The following is a 20,175-nucleotide window of genomic DNA, read 5'->3' on the forward strand; positions in this document are numbered from 1 at the left end:
CGCAGCATGAACTTCGCGGCCAGCAACCTGACTGGCCGAAGTGAGACCCTCGCCCCATATTCGGCGGGGGAAGGAAAGGAAATCCGTGACCGATACGGACCTCATCGCGACCGAAGCCGCCCCGGAAGCCCCCGAGGCGCCCGCCACAGCCTCCTCTGATCGCTCCAACAAGGAGCGTCGGGGTGATGGACTGGGTGCGCTGTCGACGATGGTGTTGCCGGAGTTGCGTGCATTGGCCAGCCAAGTAGGCGTCAAGGGCACCTCCGGAATGCGTAAGAGCGATCTGATCGCCGCCATTCGTGAGCATCAGGGTGCGCTTGGCGCGTCGAAGAACAACAACCAGTCCACCCAGGCCCAGCAGCCTCAGGCCTCAGCACCGGCCGAGGTTGCCCAGAAGGAACCGGCCCAGAACGAGCAGAACGAATCTGCTGGATCCGAGCCCACTCAGACCGCACTCGATCTGCCCGCCGAGGCGCCGAAGTCCGCTCCGGAAGCCGACTCCGGTGAGGGCAAGGACTCCGAGACGGCGGGCGCGCCTCGCGAGGGACGCGGTGAGCGGCGTCGCAACCAGAACCAGAACCAGAACGCCGAGGGCGAGCGCAAGCAGCAGAACGGCGGCCGGGGCAACTCGGAGAACGCCGAGAACTCGGGGCGTGAGGGTGGCTCGGGGAGCCAGAACCCGGACAACCAGAACCAGGACAACAACCAGAACCAGGGCAACCGCGGCGATGACGGTGAGGGCCGGGGCCGTCGTGGTCGCCGTACCCGTGAACGCCGTCGTGGTCGCGATCGCAACACCAACGAGGGTGGCGAGACCGAGCTGCGCGAGGACGATGTCGTCCAGCCCGTGGCCGGCATTCTGGATGTGCTCGACAACTACGCATTCGTCCGGACGTCCGGATATCTGGCCGGCCCGAACGATGTGTACGTCTCGATGAACCTCGTTCGCAAGAACGGGCTGCGCCGCGGCGATGCCATCACCGGCGCCGTGCGGGTACCCCGCGACCCGGATGCCGGGAATCAGAACCAGCGCCAGAAGTTCAACCCGCTGGTGCGCCTCGATTCCGTGAACGGCGGCCCGGTTGAGGACGCCAAGAAGCGTCCCGACTTCACCAAGTTGACCCCGCTGTACCCGAATCAGCGGCTGCGGCTGGAAACCACCACCGAGAAGCTGACGACTCGTGTGATCGACCTGATCATGCCCATCGGCAAGGGGCAGCGCGCGCTGATCGTGTCTCCGCCGAAGGCCGGTAAGACCACGATCATGCAGAACATCGCCAACGCGATCTCCGCCAACAACCCCGAGTGCCATCTGATGGTGGTGCTGGTCGACGAACGGCCCGAAGAGGTCACCGACATGCAGCGCTCGGTCAAGGGTGAGGTCATCGCCTCCACCTTCGATCGCCCGCCGTCAGACCACACTCAGGCTGCCGAGCTCGCCATCGAGCGTGCCAAGCGTCTCGTGGAACAGGGCAAGGACGTCGTGGTCTTGCTCGACTCCATCACCCGTCTGGGACGTGCCTACAACAACGCCTCGCCGGCGTCCGGCCGCATCCTGTCCGGTGGTGTCGACTCGACGGCGCTGTACCCGCCCAAGCGGTTCCTGGGCGCGGCGCGCAACATCGAGCACGGCGGCTCGTTGACCATCATCGCCACCGCGATGGTCGAGACCGGATCCACCGGTGACACGGTCATCTTCGAGGAGTTCAAGGGCACCGGTAACGCCGAGCTCAAGCTCGACCGCAAGATCGCCGAACGCCGCGTGTTCCCCGCCGTCGACGTCAACCCGTCGGGTACTCGCAAGGACGAGTTGCTGATGAGCGGCGACGAGTTCGCGATCGTGCACAAGCTGCGCCGCGTGCTCTCCGGCTTGGATTCACACCAGGCCATCGACCTGCTGATGAGCCAGCTGCGCAAGACCAAGACCAACTACGAATTCCTGGTCCAGGTCTCCAAGAACACTCCGGGCTCCAACGGCGCTGACGAGCCGCAGTACAGCTAGAGCCTGACGCGGTATCACCGGGTATCGGTCATACCGCGCAGGTTCATGTGGCCGGGACCGCTAGCCGATCGACGCGAGCGGAATCCAGATACCGAACAGCCAGAATCCCCAGGTCCGGAAACCGTCATCCCAGATCGGCTGTACCCGGTATCCCCAGTAGTCGAAGGCCGCTGGGGGCGGGCCCCAACGATCTGGAAGCGGTCCGCGCCATTCCGCGCGAGGTGGCGGGGCCCAGCCCCACGGTGGACGCTGGTCGTAATGCCACGGGTTGTCGCGCCATTCCCGGCGGTCATCGCGCCATCTGCGGTCGTCCCGCCAGTCCTGGTCGCGGTCGCGCCAATTGTCATTGCCGCGCCAGTTGCCGTTGTTCCGCCAACCGTCGTGGCCGCCCCAGTCATCGTCATCGTCGCCGTGTGGGCGGTTGGGATGATCCTGGATGTAACCGGGCTGTCCCGGAGGCTGCGCATACGCCGGAACGGCGCCCAGGCCAAGCGCTCCCATCGTCAACGCGCCAACGATGACGCCCCGGCTCACAACACTTTTCAGATTCACGTGCGACTCCTGTCCGATTATCTCGGCGGTTCGCCCCGACTCAACCGAAGTACCGATTTCCAACAACTGCACCGCGTTGGTTATGCCGCGGCTGTCGTTGTGAATATCGACAGGATGTCAATGCCCGTTACATGCCCGAGGTCGGGCGAGTATCAGGGCTGCGGAATGGACGGAATCTGCGGAATCGGCGGCGCCTGAGGGACGGGCGGTACACCGGTTCCCTGGGGGATCGGTGGGGCCTGGGGGATGGGCGGCGGTGCCGGGGGCGTGATGGGGTCGGCGTAGGCCAGCCCCGGTGCGCCGGCGAATGCGGCCAAACCCATCGCTGCCGCGGATGCGCTTGTGACGATCAATCTCTTGATGTTCATGCGTTTCCTTCCCGAATCGGCTTTCCTTCCCCAACGTACGCCGGGTTCAGAAATCGGGAATAGTGCGCAGGTCGGCGCCGTTTAGGTTCTACGTAACTGAGCTGGCATAATGGCCTCTCAGCCTTTTGAAGGGTTCCGGTTCACGCCCACAAGCGACCCGGCGACCACAACACGCAGAGGAAAAGCAATGAAATCGGGTATCCACCCCACCTACGTCGAGACCAACGTGGTCTGCGGCTGCGGCAACACCTTCACCACCCGCAGCACCAAGGACAGCGGCCACATCGTGGTCGAGGTCTGCTCGCAGTGCCACCCCTTCTACACCGGTAAGCAGAAGATCCTGGACAGCGGCGGTCGCGTCGCCCGGTTCGAGGCCCGGTACGGCAAGCGCAAGGCCGCAGCCGACAAATAGCTTCCTTGCCGACGCCCGGATTTGCCTTTGTGCAGTCCGGGCGTCGGTTTTTTGTATGACCAAGTGCGGGTATGAACATTGGGAGGAGGGCGCATGAGCGAGACGCCGCTGATCGAAGGAATGCTGGCCGAGCACGCTGAACTGGAGAAGCAACTGGCCGACCCAGCGCTGCACGCGGATCCTGGCGCGGCGCGCAAGGCCGGACGCCGGTTCGCGATGCTCTCGCCGATCGTCGCCACCCACCGCAAGCTGGTCTCCGCCCGCGATGATCTGGCCACCGCCCGTGAACTGTCGGCGGACGATCCCTCGTTCGCCGACGAGGTGACCGAGCTGGAATCTTCGATCGCCGAGCTGGAGACGCAGCTCTCGGACATGCTCGCGCCCCGCGACCCCCATGACGGTGACGACATCCTCCTCGAAGTGAAATCTGGTGAGGGAGGCGAGGAATCGGCGCTGTTCGCTGCCGACCTGGCCCGGATGTACATCCGGTACGCCGAGCGGCATGGCTGGAAGGTCACCGTTCTCGACGAGACCGAATCCGACCTCGGCGGATACAAAGACGCCACCTTGGCCATCGCCAGCAAGGGCGATACTGCCGACGGCGTCTGGTCGCGGCTTAAGTTCGAAGGCGGTGTGCACCGCGTCCAGCGCGTGCCCGTCACCGAATCCCAAGGGCGCGTGCACACCTCGGCAGCCGGAGTGCTGGTCTATCCGGAGCCGGAAGAGGTAGAAGAAATCCAGATCGACGAGTCGGACCTTCGGATCGACGTCTATCGCTCCTCGGGTAAGGGCGGCCAGGGCGTCAACACCACCGACTCGGCGGTCCGCATCACCCACCTGCCGACCGGGATCGTGGTGACCTGCCAGAACGAGCGTTCTCAGCTGCAGAACAAGGCCCGCGCCATGCAGGTGCTGGCGGCGCGGCTGCAGGCGCTCGCCGAGGAGCAGGCGCAAGCCGACGCCTCCGCCGGCCGGGCCAGCCAGATCCGCACGGTGGATCGCAGTGAGCGCATCCGCACCTACAACTTCCCGGAGAACCGCATCACCGATCACCGCGTGGGGTTCAAGGCGCACAACCTTGACCAGGTGCTGGACGGTGACCTCGACGCACTGTTCGATGCGCTGGCAGTGGCCGATCGGAAGGCACGCCTTCAGGAGGCGTGAGCGAGATGAGCGCGTTGCGTCAGCTGATCGCCGAGGCGGTCGAATCGCTCTCTGAGGCAGGAGTTTCCAGTCCGCAGGTAGACGCCGAAGAGCTCGCCGCCCATCTGCTCGGAGTCTCGCGAACGCGATTGCGCTTCGCCGAGCTCGCCCCTGATTTCCCCGAGAGTTACCGCGACCTGGTGGCGGCGCGCGTGCAGCGGATTCCCTTGCAACACTTGACCGGAAACGCCGCATTTGGCCCCGTCGAGGTGTCGGTGGGCCCGGGCGTGTTCATCCCGCGTCCGGAGACGGAATCTCTGTATGCCTGGGCAACAGGGAAATTGACGCCACACGCCACGGTCGTCGAGCTCTGTGCCGGGTCCGCGGCGCTGGCGATCGCGCTGTCGCATGACGAGCCCGCCGCACGCATCCTCGCGATCGAGCTTGACGATCAGGCACTGGTCTACACACGGCGCAACACCGCCGGAACTCCGATCGAGGTGATCCAGGCCGACGTGACCTCACCCGCGCTGCTGACGGAGCTCGATGGAACGGTCGATCTGATCGTCGCCAACCCGCCCTACATCCCCGAAGACGCCGAATTGGAGCCGGAAGTGGCGCAGCATGATCCGCCGTTGGCGCTTTTTGCGGGGTTCGACGGGCTTACCGTCATCGCGCCAATCGTGACCGCCGCAGGCCGGCTCCTTGCCTCCGGAGGCCACATCGGTGTTGAGCATGACGACACGAACGGTGAGGGAACACGTGAGTTGTTCACGGCCAGTGGACTGTTCGATGAGGTTGTGCAGCGACACGACCTGGCAGGCCGTCCGAGATTTGTCACCGCACGCCGCAAATCTCCGGCGTCATAGACTGGGGTCGTGACCGCCGTCTACGAATGCCAGGACGCTGCGACCCGCCAGGAGGGGGTCGACGCGGCGGTGAGCGCGCTCAAGGCGGGTGAGTTGGTGGTGATGCCCACCGATACCGTCTACGGATTAGGTTGTGACGCATTCGATTCCAATGCGGTTTCGGCGCTGTTGGCCGCCAAGGGGCGAGGCCGGGATATGCCCGTCGGCGTGCTCGTCGGGTCCTGGCACACCATCGACGGGCTCGTCTTCGCCGTTCCGTCGGCGGCCCGCGAACTCATCGAGGCGTTCTGGCCCGGACCGCTGAGCATCATCGTGAAGCATGCGCCGTCGTTGTCCTGGGATCTCGGGGATGCGCAGGGAAGCGTCATGCTGCGGATGCCGCTGCATCCGGTGGCCATCGATCTCTTGCGCGCTGTCGGTCCGATGGCGGTCTCCAGTGCCAATGTTTCGGGGCAGCCGGCGGCACTCACCGCCGGTGAGGCACGCGATCAACTGGGGGACAAGGTTGCCGTGTATCTGGACGGCGGCACCGCGGAATTGGGGGCGGCGTCGACCATCGTCGATCTCACCGGGCCGGTACCGCTGGTCGTGCGGGAGGGGCCGATCACCCGGGAACAGATCGTCGATGTGATTGGTGGCGACGTCGGTCCCGGCGAGTCGGCGGAACCCACAGAATCTTGAAGTACGGTCGGATGCGTGAGTGAGCTGCTGGCCCTTGCCGATCGCGGTGCGGGTGTCCCTCTGCGTGAGCTTGCCCTGGTTGGGCTGACCGCGGCTATCACGACGTTCTTCTGCACCGGTGGTGTACGGATGTTCGCGACCCGGGTGGGAGCGGTGGCTTACCCGCGCGAACGCGACGTGCACCTGCAGCCGACCCCCCGGATGGGCGGCCTCGGGATGTATCTCGGTGTTTGTGCCGCGATCTTCCTGGCCTCGCAACTGCCCGCCCTGACAAGGGGATTCGTCTATTCCTCGGGAATGCCCGCCGTGGTCGTCGCGGGAGGCATCATCATGATCGTCGGTCTTATCGACGACAAGTGGGGCCTGGACGCGCTCACGAAATTCGCGGGCCAAGTCACGGCCGCCAGCGTGCTGGTCACCATGGGGGTGGCCTGGAGCATGATCTACATCCCGTTCGGTGGGGTGGGAACGATCGTGCTGGATCAGATGTCGTCCATCCTGGTCACGCTCGCCTTGACGGTGTCGATCGTCAACGCCATGAACTTCGTGGACGGTCTCGATGGTCTGGCCGCAGGCCTGGGGCTCATCACCGCGGCGGCCATCTGCATCTTCTCGATCGGGCTGCTGCGCAGCCACGGCGGTGACGTCCTGTACTACCCGCCCGCCGTCATTTCGGTAGTGCTGGCCGGGGCGTGCCTCGGATTCCTGCCACACAACTTCCACCGGGCCCGCATCTTCATGGGGGACTCGGGGTCGATGCTGATCGGCCTCATGCTGGCCGCGGCATCGACCACGGCCGCGGGCCCCATCTCGCAGAGCTCGTACGGGGCCAAAGACATGTTCGTCCTGTTGTCGCCGTTCCTACTGGTGATCGCGGTGATGCTGGTGCCCGCCCTGGATGCGTTGTTGGCGATCATCCGGCGCACCCGCGCGGGCCGCAGCCCCTTCAGCCCGGACAAGATGCATCTGCATCACCGGCTGTTGCAGATCGGGCATTCCCATCGCAAGGCGGTGCTGATCATCTATTTGTGGGTGGCCATCATCGCGTTCGGTGCCGCCAGCACCATCTTCTTCGAGCCCCGGTATGCCGGTGCGGTGGTGTTGGGAGCGATCGGTATCGCCATCGTGGCGACGGTTGTGCCCTTGCTGCGCGGCGAAGAACCCGATCAGCTCTCGGGCGCTCAATTGGACGGGAGTTCGACGACGGTTCCGGCCGAACCGGTCATGTACGACGAAAAGTAGTAGGGGTGCATTAACCCCCTCTACCATGTGATACGGTTCTGCCATACCCGAAAACTCACGGGTGCCGGCCACGCCGGATCGGTGCAATTTTTGGAAAGTCTGTCTAGACAATCCAAGGGTTCGCCGGACCGATCAACTGACCGACAGGGAGCTGCCCTTTGAGGTGAGTTCAGCGAGCCCGCAGACCTCCTATAAGGTCTGGAACCGACGAATGCAGTTTTTGTTCCGCCACCCCGACAAAGATGTGAGGTGACACCCCAGGTGACAACGCCCGACGCCCCGCTGGTCCTTCCGGCATTGGCGTTTCGCCCGTTGCGTCTGGCGGTTCTGTGTGGCGTGCTCGGTGCCTTGGCTCTGCTGGCCTCCGCCCTGCTCGGGCATTGGCAGTTCGGCATTTTCTTCGTTACTGGGCTTGGCCTCGGACTGGTGAACGCTCTCCTCGTTCGCCAGTCTGCGGAAGTCATTACTGCGCAAGACAATCCAAGCAAGCAAAAGATGGCCATCAATTCCGCAGCGCGGTTGATGATCATCACCGTCCTCGCCCTGGTGATCGCCTTCGTGTTCCGCCCCGCAGGTCTTGGGGTGTTCTTCGGAGTCGCGTTGTTCCAGGTGCTGCTGGTGTTGACCACCGCTGTGCCGGTGTGGAAAGGGATCCGTTCAGTGAATCAGCCGCAGGCGGAGGTATAAGCCCAGCATGATTACGACATTCCAGGCAGAAGCCGCCATCGAAGTTGGCCATCACAAGCACGCACACTGGGGTTTTCTCGGTGAGGTCAACGTGGACACCATCGTTGCCACCTCGCTGGCCGCGGTGGTGGTGATCGCGCTGGCACTGTTCCTGCGGGCCAAGGTCACCTCGACCGGTGTGCCGAATGGGGTGCAGCTGTTCTTCGAGGCGGTGACCGTTCAGTTCCGCAATCAGGTCGAGTCGGCCATCGGCATGAGGATCGCGCCGTTCGTGCTGCCGCTGGCGGTGACGATCTTCGTCTTCATCCTCGTGTCCAACTGGATCTCGGTGCTGCCCGTGCAGTACACGGACGAGAACGGAAAGACGGCCGAACTGCTGGCCCCGCCAGCCTCGGACATCAACTACGTGCTGGCGTTGGCGCTGTTCGTCTTCGTCTGCTACCACATCGCGGGCTTTGCACGCCGCGGCCTCATCGGCCACCCGATCAAGCTGCTCAAGGGCCACACCTGGGTGACGGCGTTCATCAACCCGATCGAGGAACTGGCCAAGCCGATCTCGCTGTCGCTGCGACTCTTCGGCAACATGTTCGCCGGCGGCATCATGGTCGCGCTGATCGCGATGTTCCCGGCATGGATCATGTGGGCGCCCAACGCCATCTGGAAATCGTTCGACCTGTTCGTCGGCCTGATCCAGGCTTTCATCTTCGCGCTGCTGACTGTCCTGTACTTCAGCCAGTCGATGGAACTGGACGACGAGCACCACTAATTACACAGACCACATTGAATAGACCCTGGTAGCACAGCTACCACTTAATAAGGAGGAAGAAAATGGCGGACCCGACAATTGTTGCTGGTGCCCTCATTGGCGGTGGGTTGATCATGGCCGGCGGCGCGATCGGTGCCGGTATCGGTGACGGTATCGCCGGTAACGCGCTGATCTCGGGTGTGGCCCGTCAGCCCGAGGCTCAGAGCCGGCTGTTCACCCCGTTCTTCATCACCGTCGGTCTGGTTGAGGCTGCGTACTTCATCAACCTGGCCTTCATGGCGCTGTTCGTCTTCGCGACTCCCGGCGCCAGCTAATCGGCATGGGTGAATTGCACAGTGTCGCTTCTGCCGTCATGGCAGTCGCGGCGGAAGCCGCCGAAGAGGGTGGGAAGCAGAACAACTTCCTCATCCCCAACGGCACCTTCTTTGTCGTCTTGGCGATCTTCCTGATCGTCCTGGCGGTCATCGGAACCTTCGTGGTGCCGCCGATCCAAAAGGTGCTCAAGGCACGCGAGGACACGGTCGCCAAGACGGCCGAGGACAACCGGAACGCCGCTGAGCAATTCACCGCCGCCGAGGCTGACTACAAGGACGAGCTGGCCAAGGCGCGCGGTGCGGCAACCGCGGTGCGTGACGAGGCCAGAGCCGAGGGACGCGGAATTCTTGAGGACATGCGTCAGCGGGCCAACACCGAAGCGACCGCCGTGAATGCGAAGGCCGCCGAAGAGTTGGCTCGTCAGGGCGAGGCAACTTCCGGAGAGCTGTCGGCAAGCGTCGAGAGCCTGTCTCGGACGCTCGCCGAACGCGTTCTCGGCGTGAGCCTTTCGGAACCAGCGAACGCAGGGCGAGGCTAAACAAAGATGTCGACATTTATCGGACAGCTCATCGGTTTCGCTGTCATCGTGTTCCTGGTGGTCAAGTTCGTGGTGCCGCCGGTACGCACGTTGATGGCCAAGCAGCAGGACGCGGTGCGTCAGCAGCTCGCTGACAGCAAGACTGCGGCGGACAAGCTGGTCGAGGCCGAGGGTGCACATGCCAAGGCCATCGAGGATGCCAAGGCCGACGCCGCCCACATCGCGGAGGAAGCCAAGGCCGATGCCGTGCAGATCTCGAAGCAGCTGCGCGAGCAGGCCGATGCCGAGGTCGAGCGGATCAAGGTGCATGGGCAGGAGCAGATCCTGCTTCAGCGCCAGCAGCTGATCCGTCAGCTCCGCGGTGACCTCGGCGCCGAATCCGTGAACCGTGCAGGCGATCTGGTTCGTTCACACGTGAGCGACCCCGCGGCGCAGTCCGCCACTGTCGACCGGTTCCTGGATGAGCTGTCGCAGATGGCCGGCAGTATCAATACCGAACGTCGGCCGTTGGCCGCCGGTGGTGCGGGTCTGCACGCCGCCAGCCGCGAATCGCTCGCCGAGCAGGTGAAGGCCTTCCAGGCCAATGCGGTCTCCCTCGACAGCCTGACGCTCAACGCGCTGGCCGATGATCTGACTGCGGTCGCCGAGGTTCTCATCAAGGAATTGGTGCTACGCAAGCACCTCTCCGAGCCGGTCGATGCCAGCGAGCAGGCCGCCAAGGTCGCCCTGGTCGACTCGGTGTTCGGGTCCAAGATCGGACGGCCTGCACTCGAGGTCGTGCGTGCGGCCGTGACCGCCCGCTGGTCCGCCTCCAACGACCTGATCACCGCGATCGAACACATCGCCCGTCTCGCCTTGCTGGAGCGGGCCGAGCGCGACGGCCAGATCGACGACGTCGAGGACCAGTTGTTCCGCGTCAGTCGCATCCTGGACAGCGAGCCGCAGCTGAGCACGCTGCTGGGTAACACCACCTCGCCTGCCGCCGATCGTGTGGCATTGCTGAAGAACGTGCTGGCCGGTCGGTCCAATCTGATCGTGACAAGCCTGCTCGCGCAGACCGTGCGTCTGCTGCGTGGCAAGCGCGCCGATGTCGCCGTGCTCGAGGTGGCCGAACTTGCGGTTGCCCGGCGCGACGAGTCAGTGGCACACGTGAAGTCGGCCGCACCGATCAGCGATGCACAGAGCACACGGCTTGCCCAGGTGCTCGGGCAGATTTACGGCCGCACCATCGCGGTGCAACTGGATGTGGATCCCGAGCTGCTGGGCGGGCTCGTCGTCAACATCGGTGACGAGGAGATCGATGGCAGTCTGTCCAGCCGACTCTCGGCCGCCGCACTCCATCTGCCCAACTGACCATTATTTAGACCTACCCCGATAGACGAGCAGGAAGACGAAAAGCCATGACAGAGTTGACGATCTCCTCGGCGGATATCTCCGGCGCGATCGAGCAGTACGTCGCGACGTTCTCTGCCGACCCCACCCGTGAAGAAATCGGCATCGTCTCCGACACCGGTGACGGCATCGCCCACGTCGAGGGCCTGCCCTCGGTCATGACCCAGGAACTCCTCGAGTTCCCGGGCGGAGTGTTGGGCGTGGCGCTCAACCTCGACGAGCGCAGCGTCGGCACCGTTATCCTCGGTGACTTCCACGGCATCGAAGAGGGCCAGCAGGTCAAGCGCACCGGCGAGGTGCTGTCGGTGCCGGTGGGCGACGCCTTCCTGGGCCGCGTCATCAACCCGCTGGGCCAGCCGATCGACGGCCGTGGTGACATCGAGGCCGAGACCAACCGTGCCCTCGAGCTGCAGGCCGCCTCCGTGGTTCAGCGCCAGAGCGTGTCCGAGCCCCTGCAGACCGGTATCAAGGCCATCGACTCGCAGACCCCGATCGGTCGCGGCCAGCGCCAGCTGATCATCGGCGACCGCAAGACCGGCAAGACCGCCGTCTGCGTCGACACCATCCTGAACCAGAAGCAGGCCTGGGAGACCGGTGACCCGGCACAGCAGGTGCGCTGCATCTACGTCGCTGTCGGTCAGAAGGGCTCGACCGTCGCCGCGGTGCGCCGCACCCTGGACGAGGCCGGCGCGCTGGAGTACACCACCATCATCGCCGCCCCGGCCTCCGATGCCGCCGGCTTCAAGTGGCTTGCGCCGTACACCGGTTCGGCTCTCGGCCAGCACTGGATGTACCAGGGCAAGCACGTCCTCATCGTGTTCGACGACCTGACCAAGCAGGCCGAGGCCTACCGTGCCATTTCGCTGCTGCTGCGTCGTCCGCCGGGCCGCGAGGCATACCCGGGTGACGTCTTCTACCTGCACTCGCGTCTGCTGGAGCGTTGCGCGAAGCTCTCCGACGAGCTCGGTGCCGGTTCGCTGACGGGTCTGCCGATCATCGAGACCAAGGCCAACGACATCTCGGCCTACATCCCCACCAACGTCATCTCGATCACCGACGGACAGTGCTTCCTGCAGACGGACCTGTTCAACCAGGGTGTGCGCCCGGCCATCAACGTCGGTGTGTCGGTTTCCCGCGTGGGTGGTGCCGCACAGATCAAGGCCATGAAGGAGGTGGCCGGCTCGCTGCGTCTGGAGCTCTCGCAGTACCGCGAGCTGGAAGCCTTCGCTGCGTTCGCCTCCGACCTGGACGCCACCTCGAAGGCCCAGCTGGAGCGTGGTGCCCGCCTGGTCGAGCTGCTCAAGCAGCCGCAGAACTCGCCGTACCCGGTCGAGGAGCAGGTTGTCGCGATCTACCTGGGCACCGGTGGACACCTCGACTCGGTGCCGGTGGGCGATGTGATCCGCTTCGAGCAGGAGTTCCTTGATCACGTGCGCGGTTCACACGCCGACATCCTGGCCGATATCAAGGAGACCAAGAAGTTCTCCGAGGACACCGAGACCAAGCTGACCGACGCCGTGAACGACTTCAAGAAGAGCTTCGCCGCCACCGACGGCAGCTCGGTGGAGGTCAAGGACGCAGCGGCCGAGGCGCTCGACGCGTCCGAGGTCGGTCAGGAGACCGTCCAGGTCCGCAAGCCGGCTCCCAAGAAGTAATCAGCCATGGCTGCACAAATCCGAGAATTGCGCCGGCGGATCAAATCCGCCGGGTCGATCAAGAAGATCACCAAGGCGCAAGAGCTGATCGCGACATCGCGCATCTCCAAGGCGCAGGCTCGCGTGGTGGCTGCCCGGCCGTACGCGACCGAGATCACCAACGTGCTCACCGCGCTCGCCGATGATGCCGCGCTGGATCATCCGCTGTTGGTGGAGCGGGCCGAGCCCAAGCGGGCCGGCGTGCTGATCGTGTCATCGGACCGCGGGCTCTGCGGTGGCTACAACGCCAACGTGCTCCGCGTCGCCGAGGAGCTCTTCGCGCTGCTGCGCGAGCAGGGCAAGACTCCGGTGATCTACGTGATCGGCCGTAAGGCACTGAACTTCTACAAGTTCCGGGGCCGCACGGTCACCGAGTCTTGGACGGGGTTCTCCGAGCGACCCGAGTACACACATGCTCAGCAGATCGCGGGTGTGCTGGTGGACGCGTTCCTGTCGGGCGCCGATGACGACGGTGACGATCCGGGCGCTGACGGAATTCTGGGTGTGGACGAGCTCCATATCGTCTACACCGAGTTCAAGTCGATGCTGACCCAGTCGGCTGTGGCCAAGCGGATCGCCCCGATGGAGATCGAGTACGTCGGCGAGGCCACCGGCCCCACCACCCAGTATTCGTTCGAGCCTGACGCCACAACGCTTTTCGCGTCGCTGCTGCCTCGTTACCTGGCCACCCGGGTATACGCGGCGCTGCTGGAGGCGGCAGCCTCGGAGTCGGCATCCCGCCGGCGCGCCATGAAGGCCGCCACGGACAACGCCGATGAGCTCATCAAGGGACTCACCCTGGAAGCCAACCGCGCTCGCCAGGCCCAGATCACCCAGGAAATCAGTGAAATCGTTGGCGGCGTGGACGCGCTTGCCTCGGCCGCCGCAAGCGAACATTAGGAAGAGACGAGTACATGACCGCACCAACTGCTAACAAGACCGTAGGGCGAGTGGTTCGCGTTACCGGCCCGGTTGTTGACGTGGAGTTCCCGCGCGACGCCGTGCCGCCGCTCTTCTCCGCCCTCAACGCCGAGATCACCTACGAGGCGATGGCCAAGACGCTGACCCTCGAGGTCGCACAGCACCTGGGCGACAACCTGGTGCGCACCGTGTCCATGCAGCCGACCGATGGTCTGGTGCGCGGCGTGGATGTCATCAACACCGGTAACACCATCGCGGTGCCGGTCGGCGACGGCGTCAAGGGGCACGTGTTCAACGCCCTGGGCAACTGCCTCGACGAGCCGGGCTACGGCAGCGACTTCGAGAAGTGGTCCATCCACCGCAAGCCCCCGGCCTTCGATCAGCTCGAGCCGCGTACCGAGATGCTGGAGACCGGCCTCAAGGTCGTCGACCTGCTGACCCCGTACGTGCGTGGTGGCAAGATCGCCCTGTTCGGTGGTGCCGGTGTCGGTAAGACCGTTCTGATCCAGGAGATGATCAACCGCATCGCCCGCAACTTCGGTGGCACCTCGGTGTTCGCCGGCGTGGGTGAGCGCACCCGTGAGGGCAACGACCTCTGGGTCGAGCTCGCCGACGCCAACGTCCTCAAGGACACCGCGTTGGTGTTCGGCCAGATGGACGAGCCGCCCGGCACGCGTATGCGCGTCGCCCTCTCGGCGCTGACCATGGCCGAGTACTTCCGCGACGAGCAGGGCCAGGACGTGCTGCTGTTCATCGACAACATCTTCCGGTTCACCCAGGCCGGTTCCGAGGTGTCGACCCTGCTGGGTCGTATGCCTTCGGCCGTGGGTTACCAGCCGACGCTGGCCGACGAGATGGGTGAGCTGCAGGAGCGCATCACCTCGACCCGTGGCCGGTCCATCACCTCGATGCAGGCCGTGTACGTGCCCGCCGATGACTACACCGACCCGGCGCCGGCGACCACGTTCGCGCACCTGGACGCCACCACCGAGCTTTCTCGTGCGGTGTTCTCCAAGGGCATCTTCCCGGCCGTGGACCCGCTGGCTTCGTCGTCGACGATTCTGCTGCCGTCCGTCGTGGGTGACGAGCACTACCGCGTCGCGCAGGAAGTCATCCGGATTCTGCAGCGCTACCAGGACTTGCAGGACATCATCGCGATCCTCGGTATCGACGAACTGTCGGAAGAGGACAAGCAGCTGGTGGGCCGCGCACGTCGTATCGAGCGCTTCCTGAGCCAGAACATGATGGCCGCCGAGCAGTTCACCGGTCAGCCCGGCTCGACCGTGCCGCTCAAGGAGACCATCGAGGCGTTCGACAAGCTCACCAAGGGCGAGTTCGACCACCTGCCCGAGCAGGCGTTCTTCCTCATCGGTGGCCTGGACGACTTGGCGAAGAAGGCCGAAAGCCTCGGCGCCAAGCTGTAATTCGTCACTAGCTATCTGAAGGAGGTGCATTGAATGTCCGAGATTGACGTCGAGATTGTCGCCGTCGAGCGTGAGATCTGGTCGGGTAAGGCCACATTCGTCTTTACCCGCACGACCTCCGGTGAAATCGGCATCCTGCCGCACCACATTCCGTTGGTGGCGCAGCTGGTGGACGATGCAGCGGTGAAGATTGAGCGCGAGGGCGATGATGACCTGTGGTGGGCGATCGACGGGGGATTCCTGTCGATCACCGACACCAAGGTGAGCATCCTGGTTGAGTCCGCGCAGGCTCGTGCGGATATCGACGAGTCCAAGGCCAAGACCGATTCCGGTTCTGAGGATCCACGGGTTGCGGCGCAGGGACGCGCGCGTCTGCGTGCCCTTGGCCAGACGGTTTAGCAGTACCCACACGGCCAACCACTAAGGAAATACCGCTTTGAGCGTGACGGCGATGATCGAGATATCGGTCATCGCCGTCCTTGCTTTGGCGGTGGCTGCATTGAGCTTTCGTCTGCTCAAGTTGCGCAATGGCGGCACCGCGGCATTGCTGCGCGATGTGCCGGAGGCGGGGGAGGGTCGCTGGCGACACGGCGTGATGCGCTATCGCGAATCTCAGGCCGAGTTCTATCGGCTTTCGAGCGTGCGGCTCTGGCCCGATCGCCAGCTCTCGCGGCGTGAACTGGAAATCATCGACCGGCGGATTCCGCGCGGTGACGAGTACGACATCATGACGGCAGAGATCGTGGTGCTGCAGCTGCGCGATGGTGCGCGCACCTACGAAATGGCCCTGGATCGCGGTGCGTTGACCGCATTCATGTCCTGGGTTGAGTCGCGGCCCTCACCGCGTGCGGAGCGCCGCAGTCGCGAGCGTTAGGCGGGCTGCGCCGGGCCGCCGGGCTTCCAGAGAGTGTCCTTACCGTCGTTGGCAACCCGCGACAGGATGAACAGCAGATCCGAGAGCCGGTTGAGGTACTTGGCGGTGAGCACATTGGTGCTGTCGGGATAGGCGTCGATGGCCGCCCAGGCCGACCGTTCTGCCCGACGTGCCACGGTCCGCGCCACGTGCAACAACCCGGATAGCGGGGTACCGCCCGGCAGCACAAACGAATTCAGTTTCGGCAGATCGGCGTTGTACTCGTCGCACCAGCGCTCGAGACGGTCGACATAGGGCTGGGTGATCCGCAACGGTGGGTACTCGGGATCGGGTACGACGGGAGTGGACAGGTCCGCGCCGGCGTCAAAGAGATCGTTCTGGATCTGCAGTAATACCGAACCGACCGATTGGCTTGGGTTCCCGAGCACAACCGCGACGCCGATGGCGGCGTTGGCCTCGTCACAGTCGGCGTATGCGGCCAGCCGCGGATCACTCTTCGATACACGCGAGAAGTCGCTCAGACCCGTGGTTCCGTCATCTCCGGTGCGGGTATAGATGCGAGTCAGATGCACGCCGCTCGATGATCCTCGCTCACGTTGCGGGTCCGGGGCCTCATCGGTCATGTGTCGAAACGTTACCCGGCTACGCTGTCGGGCGTGAGCGAGCATTTCTTGGTGACCGGCGGCGCCCGGCTTACCGGCAACGTGGCAGTAACCGGCGCCAAGAACAGCGTGCTCAAGCTGATGGCCGCTGCTCTTCTTGCTGAGGGAACAAGCACCATCACCAACTGTCCGGACATCCTTGATGTGCCGCTGATGGCGGATGTCCTGCGTGGATTGGGCGCCACGGTGGAACTAGAGGGCGATGTTGTCAGGATCACTTCTCCCGATGAACCCAAGTACGAGGCTGATTTCGCGGCAGTGCGCCAGTTCCGGGCTTCGGTGTGTGTCCTGGGCCCCCTGGTGGGGCGCTGCCGGCGTGCCAAGGTGGCGTTACCGGGCGGAGATGCGATCGGCTCACGTCCACTCGACATGCATCAGGCGGGATTGCGACAGCTTGGAGCGGAGTGCACCATCGAACATGGGTGCGTGGTCGCCGAGGCAAAAGCGTTGCATGGAGCTGATATTCAGCTTGAGTTCCCCTCCGTGGGGGCGACCGAGAACATCTTGATGGCAGCGGTTCTCGCGGATGGTGTCACCACCATCCACAACGCCGCGCGTGAACCGGACGTGGTGGACCTGTGCACCATGCTGGTCCAGATGGGTGCCCAGATAGAGGGTGCTGGAACGTCGACGTTGACGGTGATCGGTGTTCCGAAGCTTCATCCCACCGAGCATCGCGTCATTGGAGACCGAATCGTCGCTGCCACTTGGGGTTTGGCTGCTGCGATGACGCGTGGCGATGTCACGGTGACGGGAGTGGATCCGGAGCACCTGCAGCTGGTGCTACACAAGCTGCATGATGCCGGTGCGACAGTGACCCAGAACGACAACGGATTTCGTGTGGTTCAGTACGAGCGCCCCAAAGCGATCAATGTGGCCACGTTACCGTTCCCGGGATTCCCAACTGACCTGCAGCCCATGGCAATTGGGCTTGCAGCGATAGCCGACGGCACCTCCATGATCACCGAGAACGTCTTCGAGGCCCGATTCCGTTTCGTAGAGGAGATGATGCGGTTGGGGGCCGACGCGCGGACCGACGGGCACCATGCGGTAGTTCGGGGTATCCGTCAACTGTCCAGCGCGCCGGTGTGGTCATCGGACATTCGGGCCGGCGCCGGACTCGTGCTTGCGGGGTTAGTGGCGGATGGCGTCACCGAGGTATACGATGTCTTTCATATCGACCGCGGTTACCCGTTGTTCGTGGAGAACCTCCAGAGCCTGGGTGCCGAAGTCGAGCGGGTCAGCTAGCGCTGACCACCCCCAGAACCCGAAGTTGACTCAAGTTCATTGGACTTGGTACAGTGGTCGGGTTGCCCTGAATGAGCGAGGCCGGGACAAGGAAGCGATTCCGAAATTCCGGTCTTAGGTTGGTGCGCAGTTGACCAGCCAAAACCCGGAGTTTGACTCAAGTTCACCGAACTTGATACGGTTCCCGGGCCGCTTACAAAGGGCGAAAGCCGAAATAGAAGAAGAAATTCAGATATCTCGGCGATCGGATGGTGCGCAAGTGACCAGCCAAAACCGGGAATTTGACTCAAGTTCACCGAACTTGATACGGTTTCCCAGCCGCCCGAAAGAGCGGAAGTCGGAATTCAGGAAGAAATTCCAGAATGTCGGCGATCGGATGGTGCGCAAGTGACCAGCCAAAACCGGGAATTTGACTCAAGTTCACCGAACTTGATACGGTTTCCGAGTCGCCCGAAAGGGCGAAGGCGAGAATGAAGGAAGTAATTCCGGAATTCATAGCCACAACAAATTAAATGTGTTGTTTGAGAACTCAATAGTGTGTCAGTGTTTATATAGACATTTTATGTCGATAACAATTCTTTTGACAGTTGTTTTGTCGGGATTAAATTTTGTTTGGAGAGTTTGATCCTGGCTCAGGACGAACGCTGGCGGCGTGCTTAACACATGCAAGTCGAACGGAAAGGCCCTTCGGGGTACTCGAGTGGCGAACGGGTGAGTAACACGTGGGTGATCTGCCCTGCACTCTGGGATAAGCCTGGGAAACTGGGTCTAATACCGGATAGGACCACACACTTCATGGTGAGTGGTGCAAAGCTTTTGCGGTGTGGGATGAGCCCGCGGCCTATCAGCTTGTTGGTGGGGTAATGGCCCACCAAGGCGACGACGGGTAGCCGGCCTGAGAGGGTGACCGGCCACACTGGGACTGAGATACGGCCCAGACTCCTACGGGAGGCAGCAGTGGGGAATATTGCACAATGGGCGCAAGCCTGATGCAGCGACGCCGCGTGAGGGATGACGGCCTTCGGGTTGTAAACCTCTTTCAGTAGGGACGAAGCGAAAGTGACGGTACCTACAGAAGAAGGACCGGCCAACTACGTGCCAGCAGCCGCGGTAATACGTAGGGTCCGAGCGTTGTCCGGAATTACTGGGCGTAAAGAGCTCGTAGGTGGTTTGTCGCGTTGTTCGTGAAAACTCACAGCTTAACTGTGGGCGTGCGGGCGATACGGGCAGACTAGAGTACTGCAGGGGAGACTGGAATTCCTGGTGTAGCGGTGGAATGCGCAGATATCAGGAGGAACACCGGTGGCGAAGGCGGGTCTCTGGGCAGTAACTGACGCTGAGGAGCGAAAGCGTGGGTAGCGAACAGGATTAGATACCCTGGTAGTCCACGCCGTAAACGGTGGGTACTAGGTGTGGGTTTCCTTCCTTGGGATCCGTGCCGTAGCTAACGCATTAAGTACCCCGCCTGGGGAGTACGGTCGCAAGACTAAAACTCAAAGGAATTGACGGGGGCCCGCACAAGCGGCGGAGCATGTGGATTAATTCGATGCAACGCGAAGAACCTTACCTGGGTTTGACATGCACAGGACGTACCTAGAGATAGGTATTCCCTTGTGGCCTGTGTGCAGGTGGTGCATGGCTGTCGTCAGCTCGTGTCGTGAGATGTTGGGTTAAGTCCCGCAACGAGCGCAACCCTTGTCCTATGTTGCCAGCGGGTAATGCCGGGGACTCGTAGGAGACTGCCGGGGTCAACTCGGAGGAAGGTGGGGATGACGTCAAGTCATCATGCCCCTTATGTCCAGGGCTTCACACATGCTACAATGGCCAGTACAGAGGGCTGCGAAGCCGCAAGGTGGAGCGAATCCCTTAAAGCTGGTCTCAGTTCGGATTGGGGTCTGCAACTCGACCCCATGAAGTCGGAGTCGCTAGTAATCGCAGATCAGCAACGCTGCGGTGAATACGTTCCCGGGCCTTGTACACACCGCCCGTCACGTCATGAAAGTCGGTAACACCCGAAGCCAGTGGCCTAACCTTTTGGAGGGAGCTGTCGAAGGTGGGATCGGCGATTGGGACGAAGTCGTAACAAGGTAGCCGTACCGGAAGGTGCGGCTGGATCACCTCCTTTCTAAGGAGCACCATTTCCTAGCCGAATGAGCTTGGGAACATAAAGTGAGTTTCTGTAGTGGTTACTCGCTTGGTGAATATGTTTTATAAATCCTGTCCACCCCGTGGATAGGTAGTCGGCAAAACGTCGGACTGTCAATAGAATTGAAACGCTGGCACACTGTTGGGTTCTGAGGCAACACATTGTGTTGTCACCCTGCTTGGTGGTGGGGTGTGGTCTTTGACTTATGGATAGTGGTTGCGAGCATCTAACAAGCCTCG

The 20,175-nt window shown here is 63.0% G+C and carries 20 protein-coding genes and 1 rRNA gene; 18 read left to right on the forward strand and 3 right to left on the reverse strand.

Features of this window, described 5'->3' with window-relative positions:
* Positions 1-85: 85 nt before the first annotated feature.
* Positions 86-2,002, forward strand: a complete 1,917-nt coding sequence (gene rho, locus AOT87_RS03335) for a transcription termination factor Rho (RefSeq protein WP_057968702.1) — start codon at positions 86-88, stop codon at positions 2,000-2,002.
* Positions 2,003-2,062: 60 nt separating this feature from the next.
* Here rho and AOT87_RS03340 read toward each other — a convergent pair whose 3' ends face one another.
* Both AOT87_RS03340 and AOT87_RS03345 read right to left on the reverse strand, forming a co-directional pair.
* Entirely contained in the window at positions 2,063-2,554 is a 492-nt protein-coding gene (locus tag AOT87_RS03340) for a hypothetical protein (protein WP_057968727.1), read from the reverse strand.
* A gap of 152 nt (positions 2,555-2,706) precedes the next feature.
* Positions 2,707-2,922: a hypothetical protein gene (locus AOT87_RS03345; protein ID WP_030094890.1), complete on the reverse strand. Its 216-nt coding sequence runs from the start codon at positions 2,920-2,922 to the stop codon at positions 2,707-2,709.
* A gap of 187 nt (positions 2,923-3,109) precedes the next feature.
* On the opposite strand from AOT87_RS03345, the gene rpmE reads away from it, so the two are divergent.
* The 15 genes from rpmE to AOT87_RS03420 all read left to right on the forward strand — a co-directional run bounded on the left by rpmE (position 3,110) and on the right by AOT87_RS03420 (position 15,880).
* Positions 3,110-3,334: a 50S ribosomal protein L31 gene (rpmE, locus tag AOT87_RS03350; protein WP_030094891.1), complete on the forward strand. Its 225-nt coding sequence runs from the start codon at positions 3,110-3,112 to the stop codon at positions 3,332-3,334.
* 93 nt (positions 3,335-3,427) lie between these two features.
* Complete coding sequence (gene prfA, locus AOT87_RS03355; protein ID WP_030094892.1) at positions 3,428-4,498, forward strand: peptide chain release factor 1; 1,071 nt, start codon at positions 3,428-3,430, stop codon at positions 4,496-4,498.
* Between the two features lie 5 nt (positions 4,499-4,503).
* Positions 4,504-5,346 carry a peptide chain release factor N(5)-glutamine methyltransferase gene (prmC, locus tag AOT87_RS03360; protein WP_030094893.1) on the forward strand — a complete coding sequence of 281 codons (843 nt, stop codon included), beginning with the start codon at positions 4,504-4,506 and terminating at the stop codon, positions 5,344-5,346.
* Between the two features lie 9 nt (positions 5,347-5,355).
* On the forward strand, positions 5,356-6,027 hold the full coding sequence (locus AOT87_RS03365; RefSeq protein WP_030094894.1) for an L-threonylcarbamoyladenylate synthase: 672 nt from the start codon (positions 5,356-5,358) through the stop codon (positions 6,025-6,027).
* A 15-nt stretch (positions 6,028-6,042) separates the two neighbouring features.
* Positions 6,043-7,269 carry an MraY family glycosyltransferase gene (locus tag AOT87_RS03370; RefSeq protein WP_057968701.1) on the forward strand — a complete coding sequence of 409 codons (1,227 nt, stop codon included), beginning with the start codon at positions 6,043-6,045 and terminating at the stop codon, positions 7,267-7,269.
* A gap of 261 nt (positions 7,270-7,530) precedes the next feature.
* Entirely contained in the window at positions 7,531-7,956 is a 426-nt protein-coding gene (locus AOT87_RS03375) for an ATP synthase subunit I (protein WP_030094896.1), read from the forward strand.
* Between the two features lie 7 nt (positions 7,957-7,963).
* Positions 7,964-8,722: a F0F1 ATP synthase subunit A gene (gene atpB, locus AOT87_RS03380; RefSeq protein WP_030094897.1), complete on the forward strand. Its 759-nt coding sequence runs from the start codon at positions 7,964-7,966 to the stop codon at positions 8,720-8,722.
* A 62-nt stretch (positions 8,723-8,784) separates the two neighbouring features.
* Positions 8,785-9,036, forward strand: a complete 252-nt coding sequence (locus AOT87_RS03385) for a F0F1 ATP synthase subunit C (RefSeq protein ID WP_030094898.1) — start codon at positions 8,785-8,787, stop codon at positions 9,034-9,036.
* 5 nt (positions 9,037-9,041) lie between these two features.
* Entirely contained in the window at positions 9,042-9,575 is a 534-nt protein-coding gene (locus tag AOT87_RS03390; protein WP_030094899.1) for a F0F1 ATP synthase subunit B, read from the forward strand.
* Between the two features lie 6 nt (positions 9,576-9,581).
* A complete protein-coding gene (locus tag AOT87_RS03395) occupies positions 9,582-10,928 on the forward strand; it encodes a F0F1 ATP synthase subunit B/delta (RefSeq protein WP_057968700.1) in 1,347 nt (448 codons plus the stop codon).
* Between the two features lie 47 nt (positions 10,929-10,975).
* Positions 10,976-12,622: a F0F1 ATP synthase subunit alpha gene (gene atpA / locus AOT87_RS03400; RefSeq protein ID WP_030094901.1), complete on the forward strand. Its 1,647-nt coding sequence runs from the start codon at positions 10,976-10,978 to the stop codon at positions 12,620-12,622.
* A gap of 6 nt (positions 12,623-12,628) precedes the next feature.
* Positions 12,629-13,561: a F0F1 ATP synthase subunit gamma gene (locus AOT87_RS03405; RefSeq protein WP_057968699.1), complete on the forward strand. Its 933-nt coding sequence runs from the start codon at positions 12,629-12,631 to the stop codon at positions 13,559-13,561.
* Positions 13,562-13,575: 14 nt separating this feature from the next.
* Positions 13,576-15,006: a F0F1 ATP synthase subunit beta gene (gene atpD, locus AOT87_RS03410; protein WP_030094903.1), complete on the forward strand. Its 1,431-nt coding sequence runs from the start codon at positions 13,576-13,578 to the stop codon at positions 15,004-15,006.
* A gap of 33 nt (positions 15,007-15,039) precedes the next feature.
* Positions 15,040-15,405: a F0F1 ATP synthase subunit epsilon gene (locus tag AOT87_RS03415; protein ID WP_030094904.1), complete on the forward strand. Its 366-nt coding sequence runs from the start codon at positions 15,040-15,042 to the stop codon at positions 15,403-15,405.
* 52 nt (positions 15,406-15,457) lie between these two features.
* Complete coding sequence (locus AOT87_RS03420) at positions 15,458-15,880, forward strand: DUF2550 domain-containing protein (RefSeq protein WP_030094905.1); 423 nt, start codon at positions 15,458-15,460, stop codon at positions 15,878-15,880.
* Here the strand turns inward: AOT87_RS03420 and AOT87_RS03425 are convergent.
* On the reverse strand, positions 15,877-16,452 hold the full coding sequence (locus AOT87_RS03425) for a cob(I)yrinic acid a,c-diamide adenosyltransferase (RefSeq protein WP_057968726.1): 576 nt from the start codon (positions 16,450-16,452) through the stop codon (positions 15,877-15,879). The genes AOT87_RS03420 and AOT87_RS03425 overlap by 4 nt on opposite strands.
* 84 nt (positions 16,453-16,536) lie before the next feature.
* Here AOT87_RS03425 and murA point away from each other — a divergent pair, with 84 nt between their 5' ends.
* Both murA and AOT87_RS03440 read left to right on the forward strand, forming a co-directional pair.
* Positions 16,537-17,790: a UDP-N-acetylglucosamine 1-carboxyvinyltransferase gene (murA, locus tag AOT87_RS03430; RefSeq protein ID WP_030094907.1), complete on the forward strand. Its 1,254-nt coding sequence runs from the start codon at positions 16,537-16,539 to the stop codon at positions 17,788-17,790.
* Between the two features lie 609 nt (positions 17,791-18,399).
* Positions 18,400-19,915: ribosomal RNA gene (locus tag AOT87_RS03440) — 16S ribosomal RNA — on the forward strand.
* The last annotated feature ends 260 nt before the right edge of the window (positions 19,916-20,175 follow it).

This window comes from Mycobacteroides sp. H003, from assembly GCF_001440135.1.
Classification (GTDB): domain Bacteria; phylum Actinomycetota; class Actinomycetes; order Mycobacteriales; family Mycobacteriaceae; genus Mycobacterium; species Mycobacterium gwanakae.

Excerpts from the sequence above, each read along its gene's own strand:
- AOT87_RS03395 (WP_057968700.1), top strand. The coding sequence starts at position 9,582 with ATGTCGACATTTATCGGACAGCTCATCGGTTTCGCTGTCATCGTGTTC.
- AOT87_RS03405 (WP_057968699.1), top strand. The coding sequence starts at position 12,629 with ATGGCTGCACAAATCCGAGAATTGCGCCGGCGGATCAAATCCGCCGGG.
- AOT87_RS03345 (WP_030094890.1), bottom strand. The coding sequence starts at position 2,922 with ATGAACATCAAGAGATTGATCGTCACAAGCGCATCCGCGGCAGCGATG.
- prfA (WP_030094892.1), top strand. The coding sequence starts at position 3,428 with ATGAGCGAGACGCCGCTGATCGAAGGAATGCTGGCCGAGCACGCTGAA.
- AOT87_RS03415 (WP_030094904.1), top strand. The coding sequence starts at position 15,040 with ATGTCCGAGATTGACGTCGAGATTGTCGCCGTCGAGCGTGAGATCTGG.
- atpA (WP_030094901.1), top strand. The coding sequence starts at position 10,976 with ATGACAGAGTTGACGATCTCCTCGGCGGATATCTCCGGCGCGATCGAG.
- rpmE (WP_030094891.1), top strand. The coding sequence starts at position 3,110 with ATGAAATCGGGTATCCACCCCACCTACGTCGAGACCAACGTGGTCTGC.
- atpB (WP_030094897.1), top strand. The coding sequence starts at position 7,964 with ATGATTACGACATTCCAGGCAGAAGCCGCCATCGAAGTTGGCCATCAC.
- AOT87_RS03385 (WP_030094898.1), top strand. The coding sequence starts at position 8,785 with ATGGCGGACCCGACAATTGTTGCTGGTGCCCTCATTGGCGGTGGGTTG.
- atpD (WP_030094903.1), top strand. The coding sequence starts at position 13,576 with ATGACCGCACCAACTGCTAACAAGACCGTAGGGCGAGTGGTTCGCGTT.
- AOT87_RS03420 (WP_030094905.1), top strand. The coding sequence starts at position 15,458 with ATGATCGAGATATCGGTCATCGCCGTCCTTGCTTTGGCGGTGGCTGCA.
- AOT87_RS03390 (WP_030094899.1), top strand. The coding sequence starts at position 9,042 with ATGGGTGAATTGCACAGTGTCGCTTCTGCCGTCATGGCAGTCGCGGCG.
- prmC (WP_030094893.1), top strand. The coding sequence starts at position 4,504 with ATGAGCGCGTTGCGTCAGCTGATCGCCGAGGCGGTCGAATCGCTCTCT.